The organism is Achromobacter sp. (assembly GCF_032102605.1).
Classification (GTDB): domain Bacteria; phylum Pseudomonadota; class Gammaproteobacteria; order Burkholderiales; family Burkholderiaceae_B; genus Achromobacter.
Genome location: NZ_DAMDGT010000005.1, coordinates 47,058 through 66,676, shown reverse-complemented (window position 1 = coordinate 66,676; position 19,619 = coordinate 47,058). Strand labels below are relative to the sequence as shown.

The window sequence follows — 19,619 nt, the reverse complement described above, 5'->3', positions numbered from 1 at the left end:
CACCGGCGAAAGGCCCCGGCCGCGTCTGGCCCTGCATGAAAAAGCCACGCGCCTGCAAGGGCGCGTGGCTTTTTTGCCGTGGGGGCCGCCGGGGCTTTGCTATATGCGCTTAGCGCGGGGCAGCGGGGCCGGGCTTCATGGTCATCAGGCGCTGCTTGAGCTGCGGATCCTGCTGCACGGCCTGGCCGATGCCGTTGAATTCCTCGACGCTCAGGCCATCGGCGCGCACCAGTTTCACCATCTTGGCGTCGGCTTCCTGAACGACCTTCTGCTTGGCCTCGTCGGTCTTCGCGGCGTCGACCTTCGGACGGTATTCGTCGACGACGCCCGAAATCTTTTGCGATGCCGAGGCGAACTTCTGCAATTGTTGATCCGTCGGCTTTTGCACGGCGGGCGCCATGCCCGGCTGTGCCTGCGTCTGCGCTTGGGGCTGGCTGGCCTGTTGCGCCAGGGCAGGTGCACCGGACAGCGCCGTCGTCAGTATGGCGGCGGATAGGAATGCGTAAGTGGAACGCTGCATGAAATCTCCTTGTTCCGGTTGAAAGTCCGACCATGATGACGAGCGGACCGGGCCCGGGACAAGTTTCCCGATGTGTTTTCCTGTGTCGGCAGGGCACGATATGCGGACCAGGCCCGGGAGGGAGCCCCCAGGGCGCGCCGTCGAAACGTTTTGCGCGATTTCGTAGTCGCTGCTGGCCGCGATGTGTCTTTAGGTTCGCGGACAAGGCGCGCTACAGCAGGATCATGCTGAGCATCACGATGGCCAGCAGCAGCACGTACACCCGCGCGTGCAGCCGGTCCGGAATGCGCGGAATCAGCGGGGCGGCCAGGCGGATCCCGGCCAGCGATCCCACCGCCAGCGCGGCGAAGGCCAGCAGGTCCACATAGCCTACGATCCATGGCGCCAGCGCCGCAGGCAGTCCGCGAGCCGCGGCCATGTAGGCCAGCGTCGCCACCACGGCCACCGGCAGCGTCAGCGGGTTTGCCATCGCGGCTGCCTTGGCCATGGGCAGGCCGCGCCGCCGCAGCAACGGAACGGTCATCACGCTGCCGCCCACGCCCAGAAAGGCGGCGATCGCGCCGATAACCACGCCGCCGCCCATCGCCGCCGCCCGCCCCAGCGCACGGGGCGGGGCATCCGCGTGCTGCGACAGAAATCCTTGGCGCAGCAGGCAATCGAGGATCGTCACGCCCAGATAGCCGATGAAGGCAAGCCGCACGAAGTCGCCGCCCGCCCGGGTGGCGGCCAACGCGCCGATTAGGGCGCCCACTGCGATGTAGCCGGCCAGCGGCCACACGTAGGCGCGCACGATGTTGCCGGCGCGCTGGTGGTTGCGCGTGGCGGAGATTGAATTGACGATCATCACGCAGGTTGAGGTGGCCACCGCGATGTGCATGGCCGATTGGCCTATCGCGTCGTGCGCGCCATGCACGGCGGTCAGCACGCCGTACAGGACGGGCACCACCACGAAACCGCCGCCGAAGCCAAAAAGCACCGTGGTGACGCCGCTCAGGCATCCGAACAGGACAAGAACCAGATAGACCACGCCGTTTTCCTTCCCAAGAAAGCGGTCAGATTACGGCGACGGGTGTTGGCGCGCTTTCGAGGATGAGACAATAATGTTTTCGTTTCGGCCAAGCCGCCCTGGAGTGCGGCGGCGTGCATCATGCGCAACAGCCACATCGATCAGTACGACCGCCTGGACCGCGCCGTGGTGGCCATCGGCAACGACTATCCGCCAGGCACGCTGTTGCCGCCCCATTCGCATCGACGCGCGCAATTGCTTTATGGCGCCACGGGCGTCATGCACGTGGTCACGGGCGACGGCAACTGGGTGGTGCCCCCGCAGCGCGCCGTGTGGATCCCGGCAGGGGTAACGCATCAGGTGCGCATGCTGGACGTCAGCACGCGAAGCGCCTATATCGAACCGGGAGCGGCGCGCGCGCAGAGCCATGCCTGCGAAGTGATCGAGGTGTCTGCGCTGTTGCGCCAGTTGCTGCTGGAAGCGGTGGACATGCCCGCCGCGTACGACCGCCAGGGTCGCGACGGCGCGCTGGCGGCTTTGCTGCTGCACGAGGTCGAACGTGCCCCGGTGCTGCCTCTGCATATTCCATTGCCGCCCGACAAGCGGCTGGCGCCGTTGTGCCGCGCGTTCATCGCCGCGCCCGACGCGCGATTGCCGCCGCAGGCCTGGGCGGACCGCCTGCACATGAGCCTGCGCACGTTCAGCCGGTATTTCCGGCAGCAGACGGGCATGGCGTTTTCGGAATGGCGACAGCGCGCTTGCGTGGTGCTCGCGCTGGCGCGCCTGGCGGCGGGCACGCCGGTAACGGCTATCGCGCTGGATTTCGGTTACCAGAGCCCGGCGGCGTTTTCGACGATGTTCCGGCGCGTGCTGGGCAAACCGCCCACGGAGTATTTGCGGCAGGCCATGGCGTGAAAGCCGGGGCAGGCCGGGGCCGGGTCAGGCCGCGTACCAGAAGACCGCGAAGAAATGGCAGACAGTGCCCGCAAGCACGAAGAGGTGCCAGATGAAATGGCTGTAGCGCCAGCGGTTGTCGAACACGAAGAACACCACGCCGCCCGTGTAGGCGAGGCCCCCCGCCACCAGCCACCAGAGGCCGCCTGTGGGCACGAGCTCCAGCAGGGGCTTCACGGCGATGACGACGATCCAGCCCATCGCCAGGTACAGGCCGGTGGAAAGGGCGGGCCGGTTGAGCCGTTTGCTGGCTTTCAGCCCCACGCCCAGCAGGGCCAATCCCCATACCAATCCGAACAGCGTCCAGCCCCATGGTCCGCGCAGGGCGCCCAGCGCAAACGGCGTATAGGTGCCGGCGATCAGAAGGTAGATGGCGGAGTGGTCAAGCACATTGAAGATCTGCTTGGCGCGGCAGCGGGGCAAGGCGTGATAAATCGTTGATGCCAGGTACAACAGGCACATTGACGCAGCGAACACTGCGGCGCCCGCGATGAAGGCGGCGTCGCCCTGGCGCACGGCGGCCGCGATGAGGAGCGGAGCGCCGGCCAATGCGCCGGCTGCGCCCAGTCCGTGGCTGATGCTGTTGGCGATTTCCTCGCCCAATGTCTGGGGACGGTCGTTGGGAAACATGAATGCTTCTGATCTGCGCGAAAGTCTTTCACCATAGGCGCTTTGGGGCAATGGCTCAAGCGGACTTCTGATTCGCGGCCGCAGGATGCGGGGCGGCTTTGATTTAGTGCAAAGACGCCGGGGAATTCCGGGCCATTAAAAGGACGCCGAATTAGTTACTCTGTGATACATTTGTCGCGCTGTTCAGACTGCCCGATAGAGGCAGCCAGCATTCTTCATTCCGGGCTTGCAAGTGGGCGGCGCAGCAGCGCCGCTACGACAGACACTCCAAGGGGAGCACCGATGATTCCGGCAATTGGCCTTATGGTTGGGGCATACATCGTCACTCGCATGACGGCGATGCTGACCCGCCCCGATTCCAGCAAAGTGGTCAAGGTGCTTTCGATCCTGACGATCGCCGTGGCTCTGATTTCCTGCCTGGAACTGCTGACAGGCGCCTCCGCACGTCCTCCCTCCCGTTTCTGACGGCAGGCATCCGCCTTGCGGGGCGGCGCCGCCGACACGACCGTCGATCGGCGCCGCGGTACCCGGCCAGCCCGGCCGCGGCAAACAGGATCCACCGAACAGGCCCAAGCAATGGCGCGCAGTTTCAGCAGTCTGTTTTTCAAAGCGGCTAAAAAAATCACCCGGCTCCAGCGCGCGGCGTTGCGCATTGCGGCCCCCAAGGCTGCACGCAAACGCGTCAAGACGACGCGCAAGACGGCTGCCGCGGGCAGTGCGGCTGCCAAATCGGCCAAGGCAGCCGCGACGGCAACGGCGATCAAGGCGGCCAAGGCGGCGGCCGTCGCGCCGCAAGGGGGCACGGGGCGCTGGGAGGCGTCCCGACAGTTCTCGGACGGCGTGGGCCGCCGATTGGCCTTTTCCCGCTATACCCCGCTGTCGGCCCCGGTGGCCGGCATGCCGCTGGTGGTGATGCTGCACGGCTGCCGGCAGACGTCGGCGGCGTTCGCGCGCGGTTCACGCATGAACCAATGGGCGGATGCCGGGGGCTTCATGGTCCTGTACCCGCAGCAATCCATGGCGCGCCAGGTGCAGCGCTGCTGGCGCTGGTTTCAGCCGGATGCAGCTCACGGCGGGGCCGAGGCCGACCTCATCGCGGCGTTGATCCGGGCCGAGGTCGAGCGCCATGGTCTGGATCCGGAACGTGTGTACGTGGCGGGGCTGTCGGCGGGAGCGGGCATGGCGGCGCTGGTCGCCTTGCGGCACCCCACGCTGGTCGCGGCGGTAGCGATGCACTCGGGGCCGGTCGTGGGAGACGCCCACAACGCGGCGGGCGGCCTGAATACGATGCGGCGCGGCAGCATCAAACCATTGCTGTCGAACCTGGAATCAGTGGCGGACCCAGCCGTCTTCGAACTGGGCATGCCAGCGCTGATCCTGCAGGGGCAGCTCGACCCGGCCGTGGCGCCGCGCAATGCGAAACAATTGTTCGAACAGTTCCGTGCCTTGAACGCGCCGGATCCGCACGCACTGCCGGTGGAACGCGTGCTGGGCCTGGGTACGGACAAGGCGTATCGTCGGGTGGACGTCATGCGCGGGCGCAAGACTGTGCTTCGCCTGTGCGAGATCACGCGATTGGAGCACGCCTGGAGCGGGGGCGACCCCTCGGTCAGGTACCACGCAAACTGCGGACCGGACGCGTCCGCGTTGGTGTGGCGGTTTTTCCAGAGCCAGCGGCGAGTCGTCGCAGGTTGAGGCAACGGGGGGCGGACGCGGCATGATCGCGTTGCGGCCCCATTGTTCGGGCGCCGGGAATGGTCATGTCGGCGCGCAGCGCCCCGGCCCGGCGTAACATCGCGGCGATGCCGCCTTGTCCGGAGCGTGGTGCTCCGGGCCGAAATCCCAAAGAGGACTCTCCATGCCCCTATCCATGTATCAGGCGTCCGTGCCTGTCTTCATTCGCGGCTTGAACGTGCTGGCGACGCTGCTGGAAAAGGCCGCGGCGCATGCGCAGGCGACGGGTATCGATCCGTCCCAACTTGTGAACGCGCGCCTGGCGCCCGACATGTACCCGCTGTCGGGGCAGATCCAGCGCACCAGCGATGCGTCCAAGTTTGCCGCGCAGCGCCTGACCCAGGGCGAAGCGCCCAAGTTCGCCGACAACGAAACCACGCTCGAGCAGCTGCAGCAACGTATCGCCAACACGATTGCCTACCTGGAAAGTGTCACGCCGGACCAGATCGACGGATCGGAAGGCCGGAAAGTCACCTTGAGCTTTGGGGAATTCAAGCCCGAGTTCCAGGGCGACGATTACCTGCTGACGTTTGCGCTGCCCAACTTCTACTTCCACGTGACGACCGCCTACGGCATCCTGCGCCAGGCCGGCGTGCCGATCGGGAAGATGGACTTCCTGGGGCCTTATTCCCAGTAGGAGTCCGCAGGCGCTTCCGGCGGCGGCGTGGCGCACGCCGCCGTTCCGTTACTGCTTCGTGGCGTCGCCGCAGCCCTCCATCGGGCCCATCTTCGCCATGTTCTGCTGGATTTCCTCGGGCGTCAGGTCCTGCTTGTGCGTGGCGATGGACCAGCGGTGGCCGAAGGGATCCACCACCTGCCCATAGCGATCGCCCCAGAACATGTCGGCGGCGGGCATCGTCACCTGCGCGCCCGCGGCCACCGCCTGCTGCATCGCGGCGTCCGCGTCGTTCACGTAAAGATGCAGGACGGCCGGCGTGCCCTTGAGCGCCTTGGGCCCCAGGGTGCCCCATTCCGGAAAGTCGTCCATCAGCATCAGCACCGAATCGCCGATGCGTACAGCCGCATGCATGATCTTGCCGTTGGGGCCGGGCAGACGCATGAGTTCTTCGGCGTTGAAGGCTTTCTTGTAGAAGGCAAGGGCATCGGAAGCGCCTTCGCACACGATGTGCGGGGTCAGCGTGTGCATGCCTTCGGGAATGGGCTTGACTGCGTTGGTGGCCATGATTCGTCTCCAGGTTTTTCGATGGGCCGCATGCTCGGCGCGGCCCGTGCGCGTTATGCGCGCTAGTTGCCGACCAGGGTGGCGAAGCCGCCCCAGCACATGCGCTTGACGTCGAATACGCCGTCGCAGCACATGTCCGCCAGCCGTGGGTCGGACATGACTTTGGCGTTGATGCGGTTGCGTTCTTCCTTGCTGGGGTACAGGATCCAGGCGAATACCACGACCTCGCCTTCGCGTGCCCCGGCAGCCGCGCTGAACGACGCGAAGCCTTCGCCGTCGATGTCGTCGGCGACGCCTTCCCGGTAGTCCAGCGCGCCGTGTTCGCGCCAGATGCCTTCGGCGTGCTGCGCCATTTTCTTGTACGTGTCCAGGTTCGCCTTGGGCACGCACAGCAGGAAACCATCCAGATACTTTTCCATCGATCACTCCTTGGGTCCGTGTTGTTCTATTCCGCCCCTGGGCGTCCGCGAGCCGCCCGGGCCGCCGTCCGGATTCGGGATCGGCAGGTGTCACTTTATCGGGATCCTGGCGCCTTTCCGATAGGCGATTGCGACAATCTTGCGGGTGGATTGCGTCAGCTCGCAGGCGTATGCTTGGCAACATGAAAAACGTCGCGTTCCTGCTGCCCAAGGGGGCCAACATCGCGTCCCTGGAAACCGCCCGCCACGGTTTCCTGGTGGCTAACGAATACCTGGCCGCGCACGGCCGCGAACCCCGTTTTCGGGTGCGGACAATGGGACTCACGCGCGAGGTCAGCCTGGATGACGGGCGCATCAAGGTCCAGGCCGACATGGTGCTGGCGGACGCCACCGACATCCACATCTGCATCGCGCCGCCGCTGCTGGGGTCGGTGTCGGACGCCGTCCTGTCCAATCGTGAACTGATCGAATGGCTGTCTCGCCACCATCGCGCAGGAGGCGAGGTCGCCAGCCTGTGCATGGGCGCCGCTTTGCTGGCCGCGGGCGGGCTGCTGGATGGGCAGGAGGCTGTCGTGCATTGGGTGGCGCAAAACCTCTATGCCAGCCTGTTTCCTAACGTGCGCTGGATCAGCGACCGCGTCGTCATGGCGGAAAACGGGGTCTACACCAGCGGCGGCGCGTTTTCGGCGGCGCACCTGGTGCTGCACCTGATCGAAAAATACACCGACCGCGACACCGCCATCTGGTGCGCCAAGTATTTCCAGCTGGACTGGAGCCGGCAGAGCCAGCTGCCTTTTTCTGTCTTCATGGGACAGAAGGGGCACGCGGACGACATCGTGCGCGCCGTGCAGGATGACATCGAAGGCCGCTATCGCGAAAGGATCACCGTGGAAGAGCTTGCCGACCGCCACGCGCTGGGCCGCCGCACCCTTGAACGCAGATTCCGCCAGGCCACCGGCAACAGCATCGTCGAATACGTGCAGCGCGTGCGCGTGGAGGCCGCCAAGCAGCGGCTGGAAACGTCGCGCAAGAGCGTCGCTGAAGTGATGTACGAGGTCGGCTACAACGACACCAAGGCGTTTCGCGACATCTTCAACAAGTACTGCGGCATGTCGCCCGTGGGATATCGCGAACGCTACCAGTAACAGCAGCCGCAGCGATCAGCGTTCATAACGGTATACGCGCGTATCGCGCATGACGAAGCCTGCCGATTCGTACAAATGGTGGGCGGACAGCCGGCCAGGATTGGACGTCAGGTCCAGCGTACGCGCCTTCAGCTCGCGGCTTTTCGCGATGGCCGCGCGGGTCAGCGCCATGCCGACCTTCAGTCCGCGCGCCTCCTGATCCACCACCACGTCCTCGATCCACGCGCGCACGCCGGTAGGAATGCGGAAATGCACCAGGGTCAGCGTGCCGACGATGCGCGGGTCTGACCCCAGGGTGGCGATGAATACATGATTGCAGGGCGCATGGATGATCTCGTCGAGATCGGCTTGGGACAGCGGCGGGGCGCTTTTGGATAGCTGCGGCAGCAGCCGGGCGAAGGCGTGGACCAGGGCGTCGTCAGTGTGCGTCGCCAATGTGACGCTTACGGCGTTTTCCAGGGGTTTCATGCGTGTCTCCGACGAAGTGTTGCGGGCGGAACGCTATTACTGATCTTAGCAACGCGGCAGCTCGGCGCGTTATGTTGGCTGTCTTTGTCGAATCGCAAACAAGTCCGATGTAAATGTTTGCCAAATGTGTCACGAAATTTAGACTGGGATTTTCCCGTGTTCGATATTCCGTGAAATTTCCGTGTGGTAGTGCGTCCGCTTGCATGGCGATGGCTCCGGGTCGACATCCTTGAACCTGAAACCATGAACATCCCTCGCATCCACTTCGGCAATCTTTCCATCGGCGCCCGGCTGGCGCTGACTTTCGGCGCGGTGCTCGCCTTGTTGCTGGCGCTGGCCGGCCTGTCGCAATACAAGTTGACCCGTATCGGCGGCATCAACCACGCGATTACGCAGGAAACGTGGACCAAGGCCAGCGCCATATCGACGGTGGACGTGACGACGCGCGCCAATGCGCGCGTCAACCTGGAACTGATCGTCAACGCCGACCCCGCGGCCACGGACAAACTTTTCCTCCAGATCGAAGCGAACCGCAAGCGCATCGACCAGGCGCTGGCGACAATGCGGCCCCTGTTCACCGACCCCGAAGCAAGCGCAAGGCTGAGGACGTTGGAGGACGTGCGCGGGCGCTACGTCAAGTCATTCCAAACGGTGGGCGCGATGCTCAAGCGTGGCGAGCGCGATGCGGCGCGCCAGCACATGCTGCAAGAGACCTTGCCCATCCTGGATAGCCTGCAGGATCACATCATCGAGCTTTCGCAGCGTCAGTCCGCCGAAATGAGCGAAGCGGGCGTCGCAAGCCATGCCGTCATCCAGGAGGCCGAACGCCTGAACATCGCGCTCGCCGGCATCGCGCTGGCGTTGGGCGCGTTGTTCGCGTGGCGCGTCACGCTGTCGATCACCCGTCCGCTGGCCCGGGCCGTCAAGGCTGCGGAAAACGTGGCGCAGGGCGATCTCGGCCAGCACATTGAAGCAACGTCCCGGGACGAAACCGGACGCCTCTTGCATGCCTTGCAGGACATGCAGGAAAGGTTGGCGCGCGCCGTGCGCGCGATCCGCCATGGGGCCGAAACGATCTCCACCGCCTCGGGCCAGATCACGGCGGGCAACGCCGACCTGTCCAGCCGGACCGAAGAGCAGGCCGCGTCGCTGGAGGAAACGGCCGCGTCGATGGAAGAGCTTGCGTCCACCGTGAAGCAGAACGCCGACAACGCCCGCGAGGCAAACCATCTTGCGGCCAGCGCGTCCGAGATCGCCCAGCGCGGCGGCGCCGCGGTGTCCGCCGTGGTGGACACCATGCGCGAGATTTCCGCAGGGTCGCGCAAGATATCCGAGATCGTTTCCGTCATCGACGGGATCGCATTCCAGACCAACATCCTGGCGCTCAACGCGGCGGTCGAGGCCGCCCGGGCGGGCGAGCAGGGCAAGGGCTTCGCCGTCGTCGCGGGCGAGGTCCGCTCGCTGGCGCAGCGCAGCGCGCAGGCGGCCCGCGAGGTCAAGACGCTGATCGAGGAGTCGGCGGCCAAGGTGGGCCAAGGCGCCGGCGAGGTCGAAGGCGCCGGCGCCACCATGCAAGAGATCGTGGGCGCCGTGCGGCACGTGACCGACATCATGGGAGAAATCGCCGCTGCATCGCACGAGCAGGCAAGCGGCATCGATCAGGTGAACCGCGCTGTCGCGCAGATGGACGAGGTAACGCAGCAGAACGCCGCGCTGGTCGAGGAAGCCGCCGCCGCAGCCGGGTCCATGCAGGATCAGGCGCGCGAACTGGTCAGGGCGGTGGGTGTGTTCCGGCTGGCGCAGGAAGACCGCGAGCGCGGGCGGGACGAGACGCCGGCCCAGGGGGCGGGCCGGCTGTTGCTGGCGTAGCCTGCGCCTTCCTACTTGCCGCAGGCGACGCGCAAGGCCTTCATCTGGGAGCTGCCTTCCGGGAAGCGGACGAATTGAACCTGTCGTTCGTCCGGCGTCTCGTCGCCCACGGCGGCGATCAGCTTGTCGTTCATGTAGTAGCTGGTGGCGGGCAGAAAGCCGACCTGCGTCCGCTTGCAGTTGAACAGCACGTCCGTCACGGATCGGTTGTAGCGTCCACGGCCCTTGTCCGCGCCCGGGATAGTCTGGGGCGAGGCGTATCGGAATTCCATTTTTCCCTTGGCGTTGCCCGATGCCTGTCGGGAGTCGGGCTGACCCGAGATCCGGATGGCGGCGTTGGGGAGATCAGGGCGCGGTGCGACATCGAACCATTGCTGCGCGTGCGCGCAGGCGACGGCGGCCAGACCCGATGCGGCGGCTAGCACCAAGCGGGCGGCCAGGCTCGGCATCCGGGAGGGGCGGGCGGAAACTGCGGACGTTATGCGCATGGTCGTTCCGTGGTCGAGAGCGGGTTGCCCAAACCGTCTGCCGGATATCGATCCAGGCGGAAGGTCGAGCCGGGTTGGGGCCTCAAATGTAGCAAAATGCGGTCTGGCCGCCGCGCGCGCGGCACGTCTTTTTTGGATATCCCCATGCCCCAGTTCGATCTCTACCAGGTGGACGCCTTCACCTCCGCACCTTTCGGCGGCAATCCCGCCGCCGTCGTGCCGCTGGACGCCTGGCTTCCGGACGAAACGCTGCAGCGCATCGCCGAGGAAAACAATCTGTCCGAGACCGCCTATTTCGTGCGAAAGCAGGACGGCTACGAACTGCGCTGGTTCACGCCCGCCGTCGAAGTGGACCTGTGCGGGCACGCCACGCTGGCGTCGGCCTATGTGCTGTTTGAAGTGCTGGGCGCGCAGGACGACGTGCTGCGCTTCTCCACGCGCAGCGGCGAGCTCCGGGTGAGCCGCGCGGACGGCCTGCTGGCGATGGACTTTCCGGCCAAGCAGCCGGTGGCGGAGGAGATTGCGCCGGCCCTCTTGCAGGCGTTGGGCCTGCCGGGCGCGCAGGCGCTGTACCGCACGGACGACTATCTGGTGGTGATCGAAGACGAGGCGCTCATCGACGGCCTGACGCCGGATTTCGCGGCGTTGGCGGCTTTCGATGTGCGCGGCGTGGCTGTGACGGCGCCGTCCGCGAAATTCGATTTCGTATCGCGCTGGTTCGGCCCGCGCGTGGGCGTGAACGAGGACCCCGTGACGGGGTCCGCCCACACCTCGCTGGCGCCGTACTGGGCGCAGCGGCTGGGCAAGCGCGTGCTCACTGCTCAGCAGGGTGGGGCGCGCAAGGGCCAGCTGCGATGCGAGGTTCCGGACAATGGCCGGGTGGTCATCAGCGGTCAGGCGGCGCTGTATTTGCGCGGTTCGATTTATCTCTGATCCCTTGCCACCGCTTTTCTTCACACGCTTATGACGATGACTTCCTTTTCGCGCATCCGGGACCAGTTCGCCCGGTTTGGCGAACTGCGCGAGCAGTTGCGCGATCGATGGAACGGCGATATTCCGCTGCCGGCCGTGCTGGCCGATTTCTACGAGCAGGTCGGCCCGTGGGGCGCGACTTATCACGAGAACGTGGGTCCCGTCGGCATCACGCTTTCCGAGACGAACATCAGCTTTCCCCCGCTGCACCGGCTTTGGAACCTGCAGGCCGGTTACCGCTGGGACGCGTCGAACGGGCAACGCGTGCCGGAATGGCAAGAGAACTGGCTGGTGGTGGCCGACCAGAATGCGGATCCCTTCATCCTGGACATCGAAACGGGTCGGATCCTGCATGCCATGCACGGCACGGGCAGTTGGGATCCGGCCGAGGTGGCGCCCGACTTGCCCACGTGGGCCGCCGCGCTGGCCGCCGTCGGCCTGGTGTGCCTGGAGGCCGACGAGGACTTGCGCAACGACGATTGGGAAATCAAGCCCGAGCATCGCGCGCTGGCGCTGCAAGACCTGATCGCGGTGCTGGGCGATGAGCAGGAAGCCGAGTGCTTCCTGGAAATACTGGAATTTTGAATTCGATGGAAGGAACCCGGATGGCGACATATGCCGAACTGGCCGAGGACTGCGGTATAGCCTTGCCCGCCATGCTGCGCCAATTGATAGAAGCCGGCCACACGAGCTACGGCGACGACATCCGCGCATGGCAGGCTGATTGGAAGGGCCGCACGCTGGCGGCGCAGCCCGTGCTGTCCTGCATGGACGACCTGGAATGGATCGACGCCGCGCAGGCGCGGGAAACAGCCGAGGAATGGCTCAACCCGGGCTACCAGCACGGCCGGCGTTTCCTGCCGTTCGCGGAATCCGGCGCGGGCGACGCCTATTGCCTGACGCCGACGGCCAGCGGCGGTCTGGGTGTCGCTCTGGTCGGGCATGACAGCGACGATTCCCGTGTTGAATGGGCGTCGTTCGACGCTTTTGTCTACGATGCGCTGGTGCGAAGCGCATCGGATCCATCGCACCTGATCGAAGACGGCTTGACGCCCGCCGAGGCCGCGGCATGCGTGAAGGCGAACGTTCAGATTCTGAAGGGATACCTGCCGCAGGCCATGCAGGCGGAACTGGACCGGCTGTTGGATGAAATAGAAACGCAGGCGTCGCCAGCCCGGGTCGGCCAGGATGCAGCCAATGCGGCTCTGGCGTTGTTGCCGGCGGTCGAGGAGGCGCCCTTCGCGGTAGTGCCGCGGTGGGAGTGCGGCGAAGCCTAGTTGGCAGGTTCCGATTGCGATAGCCGATCAGGCCGGCTGCCGCAGGACGCCTCTGAAATTACGGCCGACGCTGCGGTCAACAAGACTCGGCGGCCGCGCGCAGGGGAAATGCGCGGGTGCAGAAGCGGGCGCCGCGGTACGATGCCGCATCGTTGCGCCGCGCATTTCGCCGGCGTTCCCGCCTTCTCACCGGAACGTTGCATGCCCACCCGTAGACATCTTTGCGCCGGCCTGGTTTTTGCCGGGCTGTTTGCCGGCATGGCCGGCTCCGCCGTTGGGCGTTCCGAGCTGCCGTACATCGATAGCGTCGTGAACGAGGCGGCCCGCGCGGTCATGCGCGAACATGACATTCCTGGCTTGGTGATCGCCATCACGCACCAGGGCAGGCAGCGGTTCTATACGTACGGCGTTGAGTCCCTGCAGACACGGCGCGCCGTCACGCGGGACACCCTGTTTGAGTTGGGCTCGATCAGCAAGACCTTTACGGCGACGCTTGCCGCCTACGCGCAGGTCAAAGGCCAACTGGTGCTGACCGACAGTCCGGCAAAATTCCTGCCCGACCTGGCCGGCACCGATTTCGCCAAGCTGACGCTGCTGAATCTGGCCACGCATACCACCGGCGGCTTTCCGCTGCAGGTGCCGGACGAGGTGCGTGATGACGCGCAGTTGATGGATTACCTGAAAGCCTGGAAACCCGAACATGCTCCGGGCACGCAACGCACGTACGCCAATCCCAGCATCGGGATGTTGGGCGTTGCGACGGCCGCCAGCATGAAGGTGCCGTTCAAGGCCGCGATGGAAAAGGAGCTGCTGCCCAAGCTGGGCCTGTCCAGCACGTACATCGACGTGCCTCCCGCCAAGGCATCGCGCTACGCACAGGGCTACAACAAACAGGGGGCGCCCGTGCGCGTGAATCCCGGCGTGCTTGCGGCCGAGGCCTATGGCTTCAAATCGAGTGCGCGCGACATGTTGCGGTACGTCGAGGCCAATATGGACATGGACGTCCTGGACAAGGACATCCGGCGCGCCATTGCGGACACGCACGTGGGCTATTACCAGGTGGGAGGAATGACGCAGGACATGGTCTGGGAGCAGTTTCCGTATCCGGTCACGCTGGACACGCTGCTGACGGCCAATGCGGGCACGCTGAACAGCCAGAGCCATGCCGCCCGCGCATTGGAGCCGCCGCTGGCCCCGCGCGCCGACACCTGGATCAACAAGACGGGTTCGACGAACGGCTTCGGGGCCTACGCGGCTTTCGTGCCCGCGCGCAAGATGGGCATCGTGATCCTGGCCAACAGGAACTACCCGAACGAGGCGCGTGTCAGGCTTGCGGCAGGCATCCTGGGCCAACTGGACAAATAAAGCGGCGGGTGCGGCCCCGGGCTAATTCGATACCAATTACGACTCGGGCCTTCGTTGCAGGCGCATGGGGAGACGCGGGGACTTGATGTCGCGCGTGGCTGCTTTGCTCTTTAAGCTGTTTCAACATATCTCCGCTCAAGCCCGTCCCCAATATCTCGCCGTGCTTCTTGGCCGATAATGCACTTCGTTGCCCAAAGCCGGACCCCTTATGCCTTGCGTCACCCGCCGTATCGCTTTTCCTCTGCTCGCCACCCTGACGGCCGTTCTGGCCGGATGTTCTTCCCCCAAGCCTGCCTATGAAAGGGAGGACTTCGCGCAGAGCGACACCTACTCAAGGACCTTTCCCGCCGCCAGCAACGCGGCGTGCGATGCGGGCCGGCGCGCCCTGCTGAGCCAGGGGTACAACATCGACAAGTTCGAGCCATCGCGCGTGACGGGCCACAAGAACTTCGAGGCCGACGACGGGCAGCACACGCAGATCAGCTTCAACATCGAATGCGCGTCGGATGCCAGTTCGAATGAGCGCGCGACGGTGTTTGCCAATGCCGTGCAGGATCGCTATTCGATCAAGCGCACCGGCAACTCCGCCAGCGTCGGCGTCAGCGTGCTGGGCCAGGTGTCCATGCCGTTTGGCGGCAGCGACGATTCGCTGGTCAAGACCGGCAGCCAGACGGTGACGCGTCCCAAGTTCTACGACGGCTTTTTCCAGCTGTTGCAGCGCTTTTTGCCGGACGCGCAGGCCGCGGCCGCGCCGCGTGAACCGACGCCTGCCCGAGGCAAGACCGCCGCGCCCAAGCCGGCCGTGCCGGCGGACCCGGTCGTGTCGCCGAATGCGCCTGCGGACACGCTGAATCCCGCCGCTGCAGGGGGCGACAAGGCGGCGCCTGCCGCGACGCCGTCCACGTCCGGATCGGACGATGCGGCCAAACCGGCGCCGGCGGCCGCAGCGCCTGAAACGTCTGTGACGACGACGCCGGCCACTGCGGCGCCTGCCGCGGGTTCGCCGGCCGCGGGATCGCCTGCCGCAGGATCGCCCGCCGCGGGATCGCCTGCCGCGGGTTCGCCCGCCGCAGGTTCGCCCGCCGCAGGTTCGCCCGCCGCAGGTTCGCCTGCCGCGGGATCGCCCGCCGCAGGATCCACCTCCTCGCCTTCGGACCAATCGGCCGCCCCGCCAGCCGGCAACTGACGTCGGCACGGCGGCGCGGACAACGCCGGGGGAATTTGCCGTAGCGCAAACCGCCGTGGCTGGCCCCTGCATGGGGCTGGCCGCGACCAGCGATAATGCCGGCCATGACATACCAACTCCTGAAAATGGCCCACGTCGCGGCCGCCGTGGCCTGGCTGGCAGGCTCGCTCTTCGTCTCGCTGTTTCTGCTGACCTCGCAGCCGCAGGAAGGCGACCAGGCGCCCAAGGAGCGCAAGATGCTCCATGCGTTGCGCCGCTGGACGCTCTTCGTCACGACGCCCGCCATGGTCATCACCTGGCTCATCGGCCTGCATCTGGCAATGACGTTCGGCTGGTTCGCGATGAGCTGGATCTGGATCAAATTGGCTTGCGCGCTGGGCCTGTCCGCCTTGCTGGGCATGCAAAGCGCGTCGCTGCGGCGCATGGCCGGCGGCAGCGCGCGCCGGCCGCCGATGGTGGACCTGTATGCGCCGGTCACCGTGCTGGCCGCCGCCGCCATCGTGACCTTGGTGGTGGTCAAGCCGTTCTAGCGTGACAGCAGGACACTGAACGGCGCACATATGCCGCCGCGCCATATCCAAAGATCCCTGTAATAACGACTCAACGAACTATTCGTTCGCGGGCGCAGGGGCCCTCCCTAGAATCGTCTCTCTCATAACTGCGTTGACTTAGAGGCGATTCCATCATGACTATCCGTACTCCTGCCGCCGGGGCATCCGGGGATGAAGGCGTTACCCCGCAAACGCGTCATGTGCGCGCCTGGGCGCCGGTTCTCAAGGGTTTGCTGGGCGCGGTGCTCGCGTCCGCAGCCATGTTCCATGGTCCGGCGTTCTCGGCCGACCCCAAGCCGCTCAAGGTCGGCGTGCGCGGTGGCGTGGACGAACAGATCTGGGAAGTCGTGACGCAAGTGGCCAAGAAGAACGGCCTGGCCGTGGAGCCGGTGGTCATCACGGGCACGGCCAGTCCCAACGAAGCGTTGAACAATGGCGATCTGGAAGCCAACGCCTTCCAGCACATTCCCTTCCTGAACGATCAGATCAAGCAGCGCGGCTACAAGCTGGTGTCGGTGGCCAACACGCTGATTTCGCCCATCGCGTTCTACTCGAACAAGTACAAGTCGCTGAAGGAATTGCCGGACGGCGCCAAGGTGGGGATTCCCAACGATCCCAGCAACCAGACGCGCGCGCTGGTGATCCTGCGCGACCACGGCCTGATCACGCTGAAGGACGGCTTTGACCCCGCGACCGGCACCGCCACGCTGGCGGACGTGACTTCGAACCCCAAGAAGCTCAACTTCGTCGAAAGCGCGTCGGTCGTGCTGGCGCGCTCGCTGCCGGACGTGGACACCGCCGCCATCGTCAACAGCTTCGCCTACCAGGCCGGCCTAATCGCCACGCGCGACGGCATCGCGGTGGAGAAGAAAGAAAACAATCCCTACGTGAACATCATCGCGGTGCGCGAGAAGGACAAGGATGCGCCCTGGGTGCCCGCGCTGGTCAAGGCGTACCACTCCGAAGAAGTGCGGCAGTTCATCCTGAGCAAGTACGAAGGTTCCGTCATCCCGGTTTTCTAGGCAGCCATGCAACGCGAGCTTTCCCTTCCGAAGGGCGCCGTCGTCACGGCGGCGACCTCCTCGGCCCGGGACGCGCACATCGTGTTCGAGGGCCTGCAGAAGCAGTACCAGGGGCCGATGGGGCCGGTCGCGGCGCTGTCCGACGTGTCGTTCTCGATTTCCCGTGGCGAGGTGTTCGGCATCATTGGCCGCAGCGGCGCCGGCAAATCCACGCTGCTGCGTTCGATCAACATGCTGGAGCGTCCCAGCGCGGGCCGCGTGCTGGTGGATGGCGTGGACGTGGGCGGACTGGATGAGGACGCGCTGGTGGGCCTGCGCCGCCGCATCGGCATGATCTTCCAGCATTTCAACCTGCTGTCCGCCAAGACGGTGGCCGAAAACGTAGCGCTGCCGCTGCGCGTGGCGGGCGTGAAGCCGGCCGTCGCGCGGGCGCGGGTGGAAGCGCTGCTGGACATGGTGGGACTGCGCGACAAGGCCGACGTGTATCCATCCAAGCTGTCCGGCGGTCAGAAACAGCGTGTGGGCATCGCGCGCGCGCTGGTGCACGAACCGGAAATCCTGCTGTGCGACGAAGCCACGTCGGCGCTGGATCCCGAAACCACGCAGTCGATCCTGGCGCTGCTGCTGGACATCAACCGCAAGCTGGGCCTTACGGTGGTCTTGATCACGCACGACATGGCCGTGATCCGCGAGGTCTGCCACAACGTGCTGGTGCTGGACGGCGGCCGCAAGGTCGAGCTGGGCGAGGTGTGGCGCGTGTTCGGCAATCCCCAGGCGGACGCCACGCGCGCACTGCTGCGGCCACTACAGCACGACGTGCCGGCCGATCTGGCTGCGCGCCTGGTGCCCGATCTGCAAGGGCGTTCCGGCATTGCCGTGCTGCGCCTGCAATTTACGGGGCAGGGGCGTCCGGACGGCGTGTCGCTGCAGGCCTTGGCCGCGATGGGGCCGGGCGCCACGCTGTTGCATGGAGGCTTGGACCGGCTGCGCGGCCATGCGCAGGGAAGCCTGCTGGTGTCGGTGCCAGCGGACGCATTACAGGAAGAGGCCGCGCGCGCCGCGTTGGTGGCTGATCAGATCAAGGTGCTGGGCTATGTCGCTGCCGATGCTTGACAAATACCTGCAGGCCTTCCTGCAAACGCTTGCGATGGTCAGCATATCCGCCGCCATCGCCATCGCGTCGGGCCTGGCGCTGGCCGTGGTGCTGACCGTCACCGCGCCCGGCAACCTGTATCCGCGGCCGCGCTTCAACAAGGCGCTGTCGGTCACCGTGAACACCTTCCGCGCCATCCCGTTCATCATTCTGCTGGTGGCGATGCTGCCGTTTACGCGGTTTTTGGTGGGCACGACGCTGGGCACGTGGGCCGCGATCGTGCCGCTGTCGGCCAACCTGATTCCGTTCTTTGCGCGCATCGCGCAGGTCAGCCTCAACGATGTGGACCACGGCCTGGTCGAGGCCGCGCGCGCCATGGGCTGCCGCCGCTGGCATATCGTGCGGCACGTCCTGCTGCCGGAGGCCCTGCCGGGCATCATCGGCGGCATGACGGTCAGCGTGATCGCGATGATCAACGCGTCGGCTATGGCCGGGGCGGTGGGAGCGGGTGGTCTTGGCGACCTGGCTATCCGCTACGGCTACGAGCGCTACGAGACGCGGGTGATGTTCGAGGTGATCGTCATCCTGATCGCGCTGGTGTCGATCGTGCAGTTCACCGGCGAATGGCTGTCGCGCCGCGCCGACCACAAGCGCTAAGAAAACGATGCGCAGTCGATCAGCGCATCGGCGCTTGCGGCACGGCGGCCAGGGATTGAGATCCCAACCGTTCCTGTTCCCCGACCATCCGGTTGACCGCTTCCTGGTGCTGGTGAAACCGGCGCAGGTCGTCGTCGCGCCCGAACATGAGTTCGTCGCGGTCCGCGTACCAGAATTGCCGGTTGTCATCGAGCAGCGTGATCATCAGGCCGAACTCGTGCAGGATCTGGGTTTCCAGGTCCCAGACGCGGGTGAGCTTCGCGGCGCTGGCTGCGTTGGACGCCTGCAGGGCGGTCAGGATCTTCGCCTTTTCGGCATCGGCGATGGACAGCGAGCGCACCAGCGCGGGCATTCCGTTCAGCACGTCCAGGCTTTGCCGCCGGTAGCCGGGCACGAGGCGCTCGGCCTGCTCGAGAATCAGCCGGCTTTCGATCAGGCCCGAGTCGCGCGCAAGGCGGCTGGCGTCGAAGAGCCGCGGCAGGCCGATCATCTTCAGCTCTTGCAGATAGGCGCGGTGCTGCGCCAGCCGCTCGCCGGCCACGGTTTTCATTGCGCGTTCCATTTCCCCGTACGGACCGGACGCCTTGGGCGCGGGGTCGATGGCAGGCACGTCCTCGGGCGCGCCGCTGCCGCCCAGGGCCTGCTGGCGCAACGCGTCGACGGCCTTGCGGATTTCCACGTTGGCGATGTCGCGCTGGCGATTTTCGTGGTTGCGCTCGGCGATGGGCGGCGCGACGGCGGCCAGCAGGAATACGCCGGTGCCCAGCATGATGCGCAGCCGGTTGCGCGGCGTCCTGAAGCGCTGCGACAGGGAAAAGCAGCCCAGCACGACAAGCAGGAATACGCCGAGGACCACGGCGCTGCCGATGGCCAGCGTCGCCGTGGCGGTCAGGCTTTCGGGGCGGCGACTGTAGACGATCCACGACAACATGGCGGCGTACACCGTGACCGTGGCCGCTCGCAGGATCCAGCCCGGCTGAGCGGGCGTCGTGGACGGGGCCAGGGGGTCGGAGGCTGCAGCGGCAGCCGGAGGCGTTTCCCGCTGGGGCGGCGCGGGCGCTTGCGGGTCGTTCATGGCTC

At 65.9% G+C, this 19,619-nt stretch carries 23 protein-coding genes and 1 pseudogene; 15 read left to right on the top strand and 9 right to left on the bottom strand.

All coding sequences use genetic code 11. The annotated features are described in order from the left end of the window. Positions 1-109: 109 nt before the first annotated feature. Together RT614_RS13120 and RT614_RS13115 are read right to left on the bottom strand one after the other, a co-directional pair. Positions 110-520, bottom strand: coding sequence for a DUF4168 domain-containing protein (locus RT614_RS13120; RefSeq protein ID WP_313622544.1), 411 nt, complete (start codon positions 518-520; stop codon positions 110-112). 211 nt (positions 521-731) lie between these two features. Continuing rightward, positions 732-1,547, bottom strand: coding sequence for a sulfite exporter TauE/SafE family protein (locus RT614_RS13115; RefSeq protein ID WP_313622542.1), 816 nt, complete (start codon positions 1,545-1,547; stop codon positions 732-734). 120 nt (positions 1,548-1,667) lie between these two features. Between RT614_RS13115 and RT614_RS13110 the strand changes: the two genes are divergently transcribed. Then, complete coding sequence (locus tag RT614_RS13110) at positions 1,668-2,441, top strand: helix-turn-helix transcriptional regulator (protein WP_313622540.1); 774 nt, start codon at positions 1,668-1,670, stop codon at positions 2,439-2,441. A 24-nt stretch (positions 2,442-2,465) separates the two neighbouring features. Here the strand turns inward: RT614_RS13110 and trhA are convergent, their stop codons facing one another. Beyond that, positions 2,466-3,110, bottom strand: coding sequence for a PAQR family membrane homeostasis protein TrhA (gene trhA, locus RT614_RS13105; protein ID WP_313622539.1), 645 nt, complete (start codon positions 3,108-3,110; stop codon positions 2,466-2,468). 303 nt (positions 3,111-3,413) lie between these two features. Here trhA and RT614_RS13100 point away from each other — a divergent pair, with 303 nt between their 5' ends. The 3 genes from RT614_RS13100 (at position 3,414) to RT614_RS13090 (ending at position 5,481) form a co-directional block, all read left to right on the top strand. Beyond that, entirely contained in the window at positions 3,414-3,575 is a 162-nt protein-coding gene (locus RT614_RS13100) for a hypothetical protein (protein ID WP_313622538.1), read from the top strand. A 111-nt stretch (positions 3,576-3,686) separates the two neighbouring features. Then, positions 3,687-4,805 (top strand): PHB depolymerase family esterase, encoded by a 1,119-nt coding sequence (locus RT614_RS13095; protein ID WP_313622537.1) that lies wholly within the window; start codon positions 3,687-3,689, stop codon positions 4,803-4,805. Positions 4,806-4,968: 163 nt separating this feature from the next. Further along, on the top strand, positions 4,969-5,481 hold the full coding sequence (locus RT614_RS13090) for a DUF1993 domain-containing protein (protein ID WP_313622536.1): 513 nt from the start codon (positions 4,969-4,971) through the stop codon (positions 5,479-5,481). Between the two features lie 48 nt (positions 5,482-5,529). Here the strand turns inward: RT614_RS13090 and RT614_RS13085 are convergent, their stop codons facing one another. Further along, positions 5,530-6,027, bottom strand: a complete 498-nt coding sequence (locus tag RT614_RS13085; protein WP_313622535.1) for a VOC family protein — start codon at positions 6,025-6,027, stop codon at positions 5,530-5,532. A gap of 62 nt (positions 6,028-6,089) precedes the next feature. Further along, positions 6,090-6,446 carry a DUF1428 domain-containing protein gene (locus tag RT614_RS13080; RefSeq protein WP_313622534.1) on the bottom strand — a complete coding sequence of 119 codons (357 nt, stop codon included), beginning with the start codon at positions 6,444-6,446 and terminating at the stop codon, positions 6,090-6,092. A gap of 170 nt (positions 6,447-6,616) precedes the next feature. Here RT614_RS13080 and RT614_RS13075 point away from each other — a divergent pair, with 170 nt between their 5' ends. Next, positions 6,617-7,591: a helix-turn-helix domain-containing protein gene (locus RT614_RS13075; RefSeq protein WP_313622533.1), complete on the top strand. Its 975-nt coding sequence runs from the start codon at positions 6,617-6,619 to the stop codon at positions 7,589-7,591. 15 nt (positions 7,592-7,606) lie between these two features. Here the strand turns inward: RT614_RS13075 and RT614_RS13070 are convergent, their stop codons facing one another. After that, the gene (locus RT614_RS13070) at positions 7,607-8,059 is read right to left on the bottom strand and encodes a GNAT family N-acetyltransferase (RefSeq protein WP_313622532.1); all 453 of its coding nucleotides are present in this window, start codon (positions 8,057-8,059) and stop codon (positions 7,607-7,609) included. Positions 8,060-8,302: 243 nt separating this feature from the next. Between RT614_RS13070 and RT614_RS13065 the strand changes: the two genes are divergently transcribed. Beyond that, positions 8,303-9,928, top strand: coding sequence for a methyl-accepting chemotaxis protein (locus tag RT614_RS13065; RefSeq protein ID WP_313622531.1), 1,626 nt, complete (start codon positions 8,303-8,305; stop codon positions 9,926-9,928). Between the two features lie 11 nt (positions 9,929-9,939). Here RT614_RS13065 and RT614_RS13060 read toward each other — a convergent pair whose 3' ends face one another. Further along, entirely contained in the window at positions 9,940-10,416 is a 477-nt protein-coding gene (locus tag RT614_RS13060; protein ID WP_313622530.1) for a hypothetical protein, read from the bottom strand. 144 nt (positions 10,417-10,560) lie between these two features. On the opposite strand from RT614_RS13060, the gene RT614_RS13055 reads away from it, so the two are divergent. The 5 genes and pseudogenes from RT614_RS13055 to RT614_RS29090 all read left to right on the top strand — a co-directional run. Beyond that, positions 10,561-11,349 carry a PhzF family phenazine biosynthesis protein gene (locus tag RT614_RS13055; protein WP_313622529.1) on the top strand — a complete coding sequence of 263 codons (789 nt, stop codon included), beginning with the start codon at positions 10,561-10,563 and terminating at the stop codon, positions 11,347-11,349. Positions 11,350-11,385: 36 nt separating this feature from the next. Beyond that, entirely contained in the window at positions 11,386-11,973 is a 588-nt protein-coding gene (locus RT614_RS13050) for a hypothetical protein (RefSeq protein WP_313622528.1), read from the top strand. 20 nt (positions 11,974-11,993) lie between these two features. Continuing rightward, positions 11,994-12,665 (top strand): SMI1/KNR4 family protein, encoded by a 672-nt coding sequence (locus tag RT614_RS13045; RefSeq protein WP_313622527.1) that lies wholly within the window; start codon positions 11,994-11,996, stop codon positions 12,663-12,665. Positions 12,666-12,866: 201 nt separating this feature from the next. Then, positions 12,867-14,030, top strand: coding sequence for a class C beta-lactamase (ampC, locus tag RT614_RS13040; protein ID WP_313622525.1), 1,164 nt, complete (start codon positions 12,867-12,869; stop codon positions 14,028-14,030). A gap of 208 nt (positions 14,031-14,238) precedes the next feature. Continuing rightward, positions 14,239-14,745 (top strand): annotated as a pseudogene (locus RT614_RS29090) (DUF2242 domain-containing protein); the annotation flags it as partial. Here RT614_RS29090 and RT614_RS29085 read toward each other — a convergent pair. Beyond that, a complete protein-coding gene (locus RT614_RS29085) occupies positions 14,684-15,322 on the bottom strand; it encodes a pentapeptide repeat-containing protein (protein WP_409558474.1) in 639 nt (212 codons plus the stop codon). The pseudogene RT614_RS29090 and the gene RT614_RS29085 overlap by 62 nt on opposite strands. On the opposite strand from RT614_RS29085, the gene RT614_RS13030 reads away from it, so the two are divergent. The 4 genes from RT614_RS13030 (at position 15,321) to RT614_RS13015 (ending at position 18,539) form a co-directional block, all read left to right on the top strand. After that, on the top strand, positions 15,321-15,746 hold the full coding sequence (locus RT614_RS13030; RefSeq protein WP_313622523.1) for a CopD family protein: 426 nt from the start codon (positions 15,321-15,323) through the stop codon (positions 15,744-15,746). The two genes, RT614_RS29085 and RT614_RS13030, sit on opposite strands and share 2 nt — an antisense overlap. Positions 15,747-15,901: 155 nt before the next feature. Then, a complete protein-coding gene (locus RT614_RS13025) occupies positions 15,902-16,789 on the top strand; it encodes a MetQ/NlpA family ABC transporter substrate-binding protein (RefSeq protein ID WP_409558462.1) in 888 nt (295 codons plus the stop codon). A gap of 6 nt (positions 16,790-16,795) precedes the next feature. Further along, positions 16,796-17,902 carry a methionine ABC transporter ATP-binding protein gene (locus tag RT614_RS13020; RefSeq protein WP_313622522.1) on the top strand — a complete coding sequence of 369 codons (1,107 nt, stop codon included), beginning with the start codon at positions 16,796-16,798 and terminating at the stop codon, positions 17,900-17,902. Further along, entirely contained in the window at positions 17,883-18,539 is a 657-nt protein-coding gene (locus RT614_RS13015) for a methionine ABC transporter permease (RefSeq protein WP_313622521.1), read from the top strand. Before RT614_RS13020 ends, RT614_RS13015 begins: the two co-directional genes overlap by 20 nt. A 19-nt stretch (positions 18,540-18,558) precedes the next feature. Here the strand turns inward: RT614_RS13015 and RT614_RS13010 are convergent, their stop codons facing one another. Further along, the gene (locus tag RT614_RS13010; RefSeq protein ID WP_313622520.1) at positions 18,559-19,614 is read right to left on the bottom strand and encodes a hypothetical protein; all 1,056 of its coding nucleotides are present in this window, start codon (positions 19,612-19,614) and stop codon (positions 18,559-18,561) included. Positions 19,615-19,619 lie beyond the last annotated feature (5 nt).